Origin of the sequence: Corallococcus exercitus (genome assembly GCF_003611585.1) — a bacterium.
Taxonomy (GTDB): Bacteria; Myxococcota; Myxococcia; order Myxococcales; family Myxococcaceae; genus Corallococcus; species Corallococcus exercitus.
This window is the reverse complement of the sequence record NZ_RAVW01000349.1, coordinates 1-10,569: the sequence shown is the minus strand read 5'-3', so window position 1 is coordinate 10,569 and position 10,569 is coordinate 1. Positions and strand designations below refer to the sequence as shown.

Sequence of the window (10,569 nt, the reverse complement as noted above, 5' to 3'; positions counted from 1 at the left end):
GGCGGGGCGGAGACGCCCGACCCGGACGACTGCCAGGACTCGAAGATGGGGTGTCCCCCGGCGGAGCAGCCCGGGGTGCCGGGCGACGTTCCACCTCCGGGGAGCGGCACGCAGACGCCGCCGGGCAATGAGAACCCGCAGACCCAACCGCCTCCGGTCAAGGAGCCGGAGACCGTACCGCCCGCCTCGGGGGCCACGCTGTGGCTGGCCCGGGAAGGCGCGGCCCAGGACGACCTCGCGTTGGACCTGGCGGTGGACGCCACCACCGGGGACCTCTTCACCGCCGCCGTGCACGGCTACGACGACCTGGACGCGCGCAACCCCACGGATGACGCCGTGGAGCTGGTGCTCACGCGGCGCTCCGGCGCGGGGCAGACGCTGTGGACGCACGCCTACGACGTGCGCGTGGACCCCACGCCCGAAGCGCTGCGCGCCGACGTGCACGCCCGCGTGGCGGCGGATGGCGCGGGCGGCATGCTCCTGGCCGGCAACATCCAGGGCACGGTGGACCTGGGCACGGGCAAGCTCGGCAACGGCGCCATCATCGCCAGGCTGTCCGCGGACGGCGCGACGCTCTGGGCGCACCCGGTGCCCGGCGAGCTGACCGTGAAGGACGTGGCGTCGGACGCGGAAGGAAGGCTGTACGTGGCCTATACCGCGCCGGGCGCGGTGGACCTGGGCAACGCGGTGAAGGGCGCTTCGGCCGGCGTGGCGGTGTTCGCGGCGGACGGCACCGCGGAGCGCGCCTTCGCCGTGGGCAGCGCGGAGTCCGAGGGCGCGGGCGCCGAGCCCCTGTCCCTGTCACCCGGCGCGGACGGCAGCGTGGCGGTGGCGGGGCGCTACGTGGGCACGGTGCGCTTCGGCACCAACGTCACGCAGGGCTCCGGTTCGGGCAGCCCCTTCGTGGCGCTGTACCGGGACAACGGGGCGCTCGGCTGGGCGAAGGTGCGGCCCGGCGTGAAGGGAAGCGTCCGGGACGTGAGCCGCGACGCGGCCGGGGACGTGGTGGCGGGTGGCGACTTCCAGGGCAGCTTCTCCTGGGCGGGCGCGTCGCTGAAGGGCGCCTCCAGCCCCAGCCCCTTCGTGGTGGTGACGGGCGCGGACGGCACCGAGCGCTGGGCGCACGACCTGGGCGTGGACGCGTCCGTGCAGGGCGTGGCCATCCACTCCACCGGCGAGGTGCTGGTGGTGGGCTACACGTACTCGTGGCTGGAGAACGGCACCACGGGCACGGACGGCCTGGGGTCCGCGCAGCTCTTCACCCAGCGCTTCGACCCCACGGGTCAGCCCCTGGCGTCGCGCCTCTTCCTGGGCGCCACGCCGGAGGCTCGCGGGGAGCTGTACGGCGTGGAGGCGGTGCCGGCGGTGACGCTGATGCCGGACGGGGACGCGGTCCTGTTCGGCTACACGGACCGCGTCACGGACTTCGGCGTGGACAAGCTCAAGCCCACGCGCGGCGACGTCTTCCTGGTGCGCGTGAAGTACTGACCGCCCTACCGCGAGCCCTGCGGAGCCCCCGCGCTTCCGGGGGCCGCGGGCGCTCCCGCGGGGCGCTGATTGGGGGCGGTGGAGGCCCCGCCCCCAGGCCGCAGCGCGTTCTGGCCCAGGCGGGAGAAGTTGATGGAGTTGCTCAGGATGCGCACCGCCTCCTGGTCCGCGTGGAAGCCCATGGAGTTCTCCGCCTCCACGAAGTCCAGGTAGAACTGGGCGCGCTTCTGCAGGTCGCGCGCCTTGGCCAGGGACTCCTCGGACGCTCCCGCCTTCTGCGCGCTCTCCAGGTCGTGGATGAGGTCCACCAGCGCGTCCATGGCGATGTTGCGCGTCTGGAAGGTGCGCGTCTGGATGGTCTCCGCGCGCTGGAGCAGCTCCGCCTCGCTCCACTTGTGACACGTCTGGCAGGCGCGGTTGATGTTGAGCAGCGGGCTGCGCACGTGGTGGTCGCTGATCTTCATCGCGCCCTCACGCTGGTAGGGCATGTGGCAGTCCGCGCACGCCACGCCGCTCTTCGCGTGGATGCCCTGGTTGTACATCTCGAACTCCGGGTGCTGCGCCTTGAGGACCTTCGCGCCGGTGAGCGCGTGGGTCCAGTCGGTGTGCCCGTCCTCGTCGTAGTAGGCCATGATCTGGTCCACGTTGATGCCCTTGGCCCAGGGGTACGTGAGGCGCTTCTCCTTGCCCTTGAAGTAGTACTCGACGTGGCACTGCCCGCACACGTACGTGCGCATCTCCTGACGGGTGGCGTCCTCGTTCACCTTGAAGTTGGGAACGCCCTGGCTGGCCTTGAGCGCGGCGATGCCCTCGATGAAGCCGGGGCGCGTGACGCGCAGCTGCATGGTGGAGGGGTCGTGGCAGTCGATGCAGGCCACCGGGTGCTCCACCAGCTTGCGCGCCTCCGCGAAGGGCATCTGGTTCATCTTCTCGAAGCCCTTGATGAGGTCCCCGTCCCCCAGCTTCTTGTAGGGCACGTACACGCTGCCGTGGCAGTGGATGCAGGTGCCCGGCTGCTTCGTCACCTGCTGCCGCTGGGTGTAGACCTGGTCCTCGAGCATGTGCGCGTGGCCGCGCTCCTCGCGGAAGTCGGTGGCGAAGGCGTAGCCGCTCCACATGGTGACCAGGCGGGGGTCCTCCTCCAGCCGGCTCTGCGCCACCACCGAGCGCGGATCCGCCTGGGTGGGCGTGCGCGCCACCGCCTCGCTGCCGCCATAGCGGGTGCGCTGCTGGTCCACGGTGCGCTTGTAGCCGTCGTACTGCAGCGGGAAGTTCTTCCCCCATACGGCAGGGTCCGTGATGGTGTCGTCGAGCTCCACCACCCGGTAGAAGGGGTTCTTCGCCTCCTGCTTGCGCTCCATGATGTTGACCAGGAGGGCGGTGACGCCCGCCGAGGCCAGCGCCGCCGCCACCGCCACCGCGACCACGAGCTTCGTGCCGCTGAACCGCTGGCGCTTCTCCGGAGCCTTCTCGGGCTCGGTCATCGTTCCATCTCCTTACGGATGAGCTCGGGGTTGCCCGACCCTTCGGGGTGACCCACGGAGTTGTGGCAGGTGAGGCACTGGAGCTGCTCGCCGGGGGGCACCTGCTCGTGGCCCCTGGGAGGCGTCTCGATGGCCTCCACGATGGAGGCATGGCACTTGCGGCACGCGTTCTCCGTCACCACGCGGTTGCCCGGACGCAGGCGGATGGGGTCGGGGAAGGTGCCGGTGGTGAAGTAGAAGGAGTGCCAGAAGCCGTTGCTCGCCTTCGTGTAGTACTTGGGAACCAGGCCCGCGGGCGTGTGGCAGTCGTTGCAGGTGGCCACCGCGTGGTGGCTGCTCTTGCGCCAGCCGTCGTACTGCTCGTTCATGATGTGGCAGTTGGCACAGGCGGCGGGGTCGTCCCGCAGGTAGGACGCGCCCTTCGCGTACGCGAAGGTGAAGCCGCCAAGGCCGACCGCCACTCCGATGGCAATCCCGAGGGTCACGGCCAGTACGGTGCGGGATGCGGTGAGCACGTGGGGCACCCTACCTGCTTCCTCGTGCACGTGGAGAATCAAACAGGGGTTCGCGACCGCCGACCGCGTGGCCGCACCCCTGCTCCAAGACCCATGCTCGTGACGGGTGGGGGGAGCATGTCAAAGCGACCGGGGTGGCGGCGTGCGGCGGCGTTGCTGTGTCTGACGTTGGGCTCCGCCTGCGCGCACTATCGCGTCCAGGCGCCCGGTGCCGCGGGGGTCGGTGCCACCGAACCGCAAGGGGAGGTCCTCTGGTCGCTGGGCTGGGGCCTGGTCCAGGAGCGGCCCCGGGTGGACAACTGCGAGGACCAGGCGCTCGCGGAAGTCACCCAGAGCACCAACGTGGGCTTCGCGCTCATCAGCGTGCTGACGCTCGGCCTCGCGATGCCGCAGCGGGTGGAGTGGCGCTGCGCCAAGGCCCAGCCCACGCCCGGCGACCTCGGGGTGCGGTAGCCATGCCCCCCGTCATCCACGAGAGCTCCCAGAAGCGCTGGCAGAACTGGCACCAGAGCTACACCCAGAAGCTGGAGCTCCTGGTGGACGTCTGGAATGCCAATGCCTCCCAGTCCACGGTGCCGGGCTACGTCGACACCACCCAGGGGCTGCAGGGGCTCATCCAGCGGGCCCTCACGGGGGGCCTGGAGATCCGCGGCCTGGGGGGCGGCTGGTCCTTCACCAAGGCGCCCGCCACCAGCGGCATCCTCGTCAACACCAGGCCGCTGAACTACCTCTTCCCGGCACCCCGCACCCATCCCGCCTATCCACGCAGACGCGAGGACCTGCTCTTCGCGCAGTGTGGTGTCTCCGTCGCGGAGCTGAACCACTTCCTGAAGAAGATCGGCAAGTCCCTGCCCACCTCGGGCGCCAGCAACGGGCAGACCATCGCGGGTGCCATCGGGACGGGCACGCATGGCTCCAGCCTGGAGTTTGGCGCCATGCAGGACTTCGTGGTGGGCCTGCACCTCGTGGTCTCACCGGACCGGCACGTGTGGCTGGAGCGAGCCAGTGCCCCGGTCATCCACGACGAGATTCCCCAGAACCTGGGCGCGCGGCTCGTCCGGGACGATGCCCTCTTCAACGCCGCACTGGTGGGCCTGGGCGGCTTCGGCCTCGTGCACGGCGTCCTGATGGAGGTGGAGGACCTCTACTACCTCCAGGCCTACCGCCGGCGGATGCCGCTCACCGAAGAACTCTGGCGCGCGTTCGACCAGCTCGACTTCTCCGGCATCGCGCTGCCGGGCCCGCCGGGGGTCAAACCCTATCATTTCCAGGCGGTCATCAATCCCAACGACCTGGACCGGGGTGTCTACGTCACGGTGATGTACAAGCACGCGCAGCGCCCGGAAGGCTCGAACCCGCCCAGTCCCGGCAGCAAGCTGACACAGGGGGACAGCGCGCTCGAAATCGTCGGCGTGCTGACGGACCTGGTCTCGGAGCTGACCATCCCCGTGCTGTCGCGGCTGATGGATCGCTTCTACGAGGAGTACGACAACATCAGCGGGACGCACGGCGAGCTGTTCACCGACACCACCACCCGGGGGAAGGCCTGGGGCAGCGCGGTGGGCGTTCCGCTCGGCCGGGTGCGCGAGACCGTGGAGCTGGCGCTGGCCGTCAATCGCGCGTTCCCGTTCCCCGGGCTGTTCGGGCTGCGCTACGCCCTGCCCTCCCGGGCCACGCTGGCGTTCACGAGCCACGCGCCCATGACGTGCGTCCTCGACATCGACGGGGCGGCGTCCACCCGCACGAAGACCTACAGCCGCCGCGTCTGGCAGGGGATTTCCCAGGCCGCCATCCCCCACACGTTCCACTGGGGCAAGGTCCACGAGCTGGACGGCCCGGCGGTGCGCGGCCTGTACGGCACGGCACGCGTGGACGCCTGGCGCGGTGCGCGCAAGGCCCTGCTCACCACCCCCGAATTGCTGGCGGCCTTCTCCAACGACTATCTCCGCGGCCTGGACCTCGCGTGAGGAGCCTCGCCAGGCTGGCGGTGGTGGGCGCGCTGCTCGCATCGGGCACGGCGAGCGCGCGGGATGGCGACAACATCAACCTCTATCGCTACGTGCTCGACGTGGACGTGCCCGAGTCTCCGGCCCTGGTGGCGCTGGAGGAGGCGCCCCTGCGCGTGCTGCTCGGCGCGGCGCCCAAGCCGGTGATGGCCACGGTGCTGGCCTCGACGACACCGGGAGCGCTCAGCCCCGGGCTCAGCCTGGACATCGCGCCCTACTTCCTCTTCGGCGGTGGCATCCGGAGCCTGTCCAGCTACCGCTCGAACTCGGTGGCCGGCCGGCTGATGCGGGTGCTGACGAAGACGACGGTGTCCGCGGCGCTGCTTCCAGACACCACTGACGGAGGCCCCTGGCGCGTGGGCTTCGGGCTGAGGACGACGTTCCACGACCCGCACGACCCCGTGCTCAACTCCGCCCTGCCCGAACGCGTCGCGGAGGAACTGGAGCGCCACGGCGTGCCTCCGCCCGCGGACTCGGACGAGGACGTGTCCGGACGAGGCGTGGACCTGTCCGCGCTCTTCGACCAGGCCGAAAGGGAGATGCGCTCCCGCAGTGGAGACATCCAGGTCTCCGCCGGATGGGGTGTCTCCGCCCGCACGGAAGGGGGCGTGTTCACGGGTGAAGGACTCCGGGACACCCGGCACACCTTCTGGCTGACCGGACAGGCCGCGCTCGGCCGGCGCTTCGACGTGCTCGCGACGATGCAGGTGCTGGACGCGTTCCGCTCCGGCCGGGCGCTGCGCACCGGGCTGGGCGTGCAACGGAAGACCTCCGTGGCCGACTTCCGCGCGGAGCTGACCTATGACGGCACCGACGAGCGCCTCCACCCGGGAGCGGCCATCGACGTGAAGCTGCCCGGCTGCACGAGCGCCATCGCCTCCCTCACCACGGCGTCCGGCGCGGACAGGGACGAGGCGCCGGTGCTCCGGGGACAGCTCCAGCTGCGCTGGTACTTCGCGCGGTGCCGATAAAGCGAACGGGCCCAGCGCACTGAAGGCACCGGGCCCGTCCATGCTTCACGGCGAGGGACGCCTCAGCCGCCGAGCGCCACGTTCTCCAGCACGCCCAGCGCGTCCGGGACGAGCACGGCGGCGGAGTAGTACGTGCTCACCAGGTAGTTCGTGATGGCCTGGTCGTTGACGGCCATGCGCTTCACGGTGAGGCTCGGCTCCACCTCGTCGGGGATGCCGGCGTTGTGCAGCCCCACCACGCCCTGGTCGTCCTGCCCGGTGCGCATGGCAAGGATGGCGGTGGTGTTCTCCCGGCTGATGGGCAGCTTGTCGCACGGGAGGATGGGCACCCCGCGCCACGCCTGGAACTTGCGCCCGTCCACGTCCACCACCGACGGGTACAGGCCGCGCTTGTTGCACTCCCGGCCGAACGCCGCGATGGCGCGCGGGTGGGCCAGGAAGTAGCGCGTCTTGCGGCGGCGGGACACCAGCTCGTCCATGTCGTCCGGCGTCGGCGGACCGGAGCGGGTGTTGATGCGCTGCTTGAGGTCGGCGTTGTGCAGCAGGCCGAACTCCGGGTTGTTGATGAGCTCCCACTCCTTGCGCTCCTTCAGCGCCTCGATGGTCAGCCGCAGCTGCTCGGCGGTCTGGTTCATCGGGTCGTTGAAGATGTCCGCCACGCGGGTGTGCACGCGCAGGATGGTCTGCGCCACGCTCAGCTCGTACTCGCGCGGCTTCAGCTCGTAGTCCACGAAGGTGCCGGGCAGCACGGGCTCACCGTGGTGGCCGGCGGTCAGCGCGATGGCGGCCTGTCCCGCCTTGTCCTGGGGCTTCTTGAGGTTCGCCCGGTAGCGCTCCACGTGTGCCTTCAGCGTCGGGGACTGGGCGATGAGGGACTCGAACACCTCCTGCGGCAGCGCCATCACCGTGCAGGCCGTGACGGCCTTGACGGTGAAGGGCCACACGTCGTTCGACTCCACCACCGCCTGGTCGCCGAAGTGGTCGCCGTCCGCCAGCGTGTCCAGCACGACGGGGTCGCCGTACTTGCCGGCCGTCAGCTTCTGCGCCTTGCCGTGCGCCAGCAGGTACACGTGCTCGGCGGACCGGCCCGCCTCCACGATGATGTCGCCCGCCTTGTAGTGCTGCTGGATGAAGCGGCCCGCCAGGGTGCGGATGAGCAGGTCATCCACGTCCTCGAAGCCCCGCATCAGCGGCAGCTTGAGCAGCTCCTGGGCGATGACCTCCACCTTGACGCCGATGTTGCTGAAGTTCAGCCGGTCGTCGCCCACGGTGTACGTCAGCCGCCGGTTCACGCGGTACGTGCCACCGGACACCTGCACCCAGGGCAGGATGCTCAGCAGATAGCGGGGCGAGATGCCCTGCATCATCGGCTGCGTCTTGGTCGTCGTCGCGAGCTGACGCGCGCCCGCCGTGCTGAGGCTCTGGCCTTCGTGCGCCGCTACGTCGTTCTGTGAATTCGCCATGGAAGAACCTTCCTGTTCGCGTGCGGACGAAGGACTACGAGCGGCCCAGCTCCACGCTCTCCAGGATGCCCAGCGCGTCCGGCGTCAGCACCGCCGCGGAGAAGTACGCCGTCACCAGGTAGTTCATGATGGCCTTCTCGTTGATGCCCATGAACCGGACGTTGAGGCTGGGCTCGATCTCATCCGGGATGCCCGCCTGGTGCAGGCCGACGACGCCCTGGTTCTTCTCACCCACGCGCATCAGCATGATGGACGTGGTGCGCGACTCGCTGATGGGCAGCTTGTTGCAGGACACGATGGGGATGCCGCGCCACGCGGGCACGTGGTTCCCGCTCATGTCGATGCTGGTGGGGTAGATGCCGCGCTTGTTGCACTCCTGGCCGAACGCGGCGATGGCGCGCGGGTGGGCCAGGAAGAACGACGGCTCCTTCCACACCGTGGCCAGCAGCTCGTCCATGTCGTCCGGCGTCGGGGCGCCGGAGCGGGTGTGGATGCGCTGCTTGAGGTCCGCGTTGTGCAGCAGGCCGAACTCGCGGTTGTTGATGAGCTCGTGCTCCTTGCGCTCCTTCAGCGCCTCCACGGTCAGCCGCAGCTGCTGCTGCGTCTGGTTCATGGGGTCGTTGAAGAGGTCCGCGACGCGCGTGTGGATCTGCAGCACGGTCTGCGCGACGGCCAGCTCGTACTCGCGCGGGTGCGTCTCGTAGTCCACGTAGGTGCCGGGCAGCACGGGCTCGCCGTGGTGGCCGGCGGCCAGCTCGATGGCCTTCTGGCCGGAGGTGTCCTGCTTCTTCCTGGAGCGGGCCTTGAAGTCCTCGATGTGCTTCTGGAGCGACGGCACCTGCGCCACCACCGCCTCGAAGGCGGACTGCTGGAGGATGAGTGCGATGACGGGCGTGACGGCCTTCGCGGTGAACTGCCAGTAGTCCTGCGACTCCAGCAGCGCCTGGTAGCTGTAGTGGTCGCCGTCCGCCAGCGTCTCCAGCACCAGCGGCTCGCCGTACTTGCCGGTGCCGATGCGGTTCACCTTGCCGTGGGCGATGAGGACGATGGAGTCCGCTTCCTTGCCGGCCTCGGTGATGACCTCACCGGCCTTGTACTCCTTCTGCACGAAGCGGTTGGCCAGCGCGGTGAGCGCGTCCACGTCCTCGTAGCCACGCAAGAGGGGCAGCTCGCCCAGCTCCTGGGGAATCACCTGCACCTTGGCGCCGGTGCTGGTGAAGGTGACGCGGCCGTCGCCCACCGCGTAGGTCATGCGGCGGTTGACGCGGTACGTGCCGCCGGACACCTGCACCCACGGCAGCAGCTTGAGCAGCCACCGCGAGGAGATGCCCTGCATCTGCGGCTCGGACTTGGTCGTCGTCGCCAGCTGGCGCGCCGCCTGCGTTCCAAGGCTCTGGTTGTTGTCGTCGAACTTCTTCAGGTCGTTGGACATGGGGTCACCTTCTCCAGGTTGGGGATTCAAAAGGTTTCGGACTGCGGTTGAACTCAGGGCTTGCCGGCGCGGAACAGCTCGGCGACGCGCGTCGCGGACATGCCCAGGCCGGAGAGGTTCCCGGTCTTGAACTTCGGCGCCGCGTCGTGACGGAGCTCTTCTTCCGTGTAGCGGGTCACCTCCGCGTGCCACCGGGGGATGCCCGCCATCCACTGCTGGAGCTGCTCCACGTACTTGTGAAGCTTCTCCTGCGCCTTCGCATCCAGGTCGAAGGTGCGGATGACCACCGGCAGCTCCTTGGCCACCAGGTGCTGGAACTGCTTCATGCGCGCGGTCATCAGCTCGTTGACCACGCTCACGGCCTCGTCCTTGTCCACGCCCAGGAACTTCTGGACGACGAGCACGCAGTTGTTGAGCTCGCCCTCGAACTCGATCTCCTTCTGGTAGGAGAAGAGGTCGTTGACGAAGCACGCGTAGTCCGCGGCGGAGTTCTCCAGCCCGCGCAGCGTGCGGGTGTTGAAGACGTCCTCCGGCACCGCGTCCCCCTTGGAGAGGCGCGACAGGCTCATGGTGAGGTCCGAGCCGAACGTCTTGCGGCGCATCTCCACGTAGTCCACGGGGTCCGGCACGCGGTTGAGGAGCTGGTTGTTCAGCTCCCACACCCAGCTGTCCGTCATGTCCTGGATGGCCTTGCGGAACAGGTTGCGGCCGCGAGGCGACAGCGGGCCCGCCGTGCGCTTCCACAGGTCCGCCAGGCCCAGCTCCACCGGGTTGGTGGGCACCGCCGCGTTGGCGGCCTCCACGTCATCCGGCATGAACTGCGCCAGCCGCGCGGTGAACATCTTCGCGCCCGCCATGTCCCGCGTGTTCGCGTAGAGCATGGGGAAGTAGTCGTCCGCGTAGGTGCCCCAGACGAGCCAGCACGCCGTCAGGTCCAGCTGCTCCGGGGTCGCGTCCGGGTGGATGAGCGCGCCGCAGAGGGCCACGTCCGCCGCGTCGAACTTGTGGTCGTCCCAGACGTAGAACCCCACGACGGGCACCACCGCCAGCATGCCCACCCGCCGCGCCCAGTCCTTGGAGTTCCTGCGCGCGTCCAGGTGGGGGCTCAAGTACGTGCTGTACGGCGCGTAGAACTTCGGCAGCTTCGTGGGGCCCACGTGCTGGCGGGGCACGTGGCTCAGGGACCGGGCGCGAGGCCCCATCCCCAGCC

9 protein-coding genes are annotated in these 10,569 nt (G+C 69.6%); 4 read left to right on the top strand and 5 right to left on the bottom strand.

Annotation, left to right across the window (positions count from 1 at the left end):
- Positions 1-1,488, top strand: a 1,488-nt coding sequence (locus D7W79_RS43930) for a PQQ-binding-like beta-propeller repeat protein (protein WP_158617096.1), incomplete at its 5' end; no start/stop codon positions are given.
- 5 nt (positions 1,489-1,493) lie between these two features.
- Here the strand turns inward: D7W79_RS43930 and D7W79_RS31565 are convergent.
- Positions 1,494-2,972 carry an ammonia-forming cytochrome c nitrite reductase subunit c552 gene (locus D7W79_RS31565; protein ID WP_120529088.1) on the bottom strand — a complete coding sequence of 493 codons (1,479 nt, stop codon included), beginning with the start codon at positions 2,970-2,972 and terminating at the stop codon, positions 1,494-1,496.
- The gene (nrfH, locus tag D7W79_RS31560) at positions 2,969-3,487 is read right to left on the bottom strand and encodes a cytochrome c nitrite reductase small subunit (RefSeq protein WP_171438140.1); all 519 of its coding nucleotides are present in this window, start codon (positions 3,485-3,487) and stop codon (positions 2,969-2,971) included. The genes D7W79_RS31565 and nrfH overlap by 4 nt, the downstream gene beginning before the upstream one ends.
- A gap of 117 nt (positions 3,488-3,604) precedes the next feature.
- On the opposite strand from nrfH, the gene D7W79_RS31555 reads away from it, so the two are divergent.
- The 3 genes from D7W79_RS31555 to D7W79_RS31545 are packed head-to-tail and all read left to right on the top strand — an operon-like array spanning position 3,605 to position 6,464.
- The gene (locus tag D7W79_RS31555) at positions 3,605-3,940 is read left to right on the top strand and encodes a hypothetical protein (protein ID WP_147442143.1); all 336 of its coding nucleotides are present in this window, start codon (positions 3,605-3,607) and stop codon (positions 3,938-3,940) included.
- A gap of 2 nt (positions 3,941-3,942) precedes the next feature.
- Positions 3,943-5,454, top strand: coding sequence for an FAD-binding protein (locus D7W79_RS31550; protein ID WP_120529085.1), 1,512 nt, complete (start codon positions 3,943-3,945; stop codon positions 5,452-5,454).
- Positions 5,451-6,464, top strand: coding sequence for a hypothetical protein (locus D7W79_RS31545; protein ID WP_120529084.1), 1,014 nt, complete (start codon positions 5,451-5,453; stop codon positions 6,462-6,464). The genes D7W79_RS31550 and D7W79_RS31545 overlap by 4 nt, the downstream gene beginning before the upstream one ends.
- A 62-nt stretch (positions 6,465-6,526) precedes the next feature.
- On the opposite strand, the gene D7W79_RS31540 is transcribed toward D7W79_RS31545, so the two are convergent.
- The 3 genes from D7W79_RS31540 to D7W79_RS31530 form a co-directional block, all read right to left on the bottom strand.
- Complete coding sequence (locus D7W79_RS31540; RefSeq protein ID WP_120529083.1) at positions 6,527-7,927, bottom strand: family 2B encapsulin nanocompartment shell protein; 1,401 nt, start codon at positions 7,925-7,927, stop codon at positions 6,527-6,529.
- A gap of 34 nt (positions 7,928-7,961) precedes the next feature.
- A complete protein-coding gene (locus D7W79_RS31535; protein WP_120529082.1) occupies positions 7,962-9,359 on the bottom strand; it encodes a family 2B encapsulin nanocompartment shell protein in 1,398 nt (465 codons plus the stop codon).
- Positions 9,360-9,412: 53 nt separating this feature from the next.
- Positions 9,413-10,569 (bottom strand): terpene synthase family protein (locus tag D7W79_RS31530; RefSeq protein ID WP_439099251.1); only part of this gene is annotated, 1,157 nt, incomplete at its 5' end.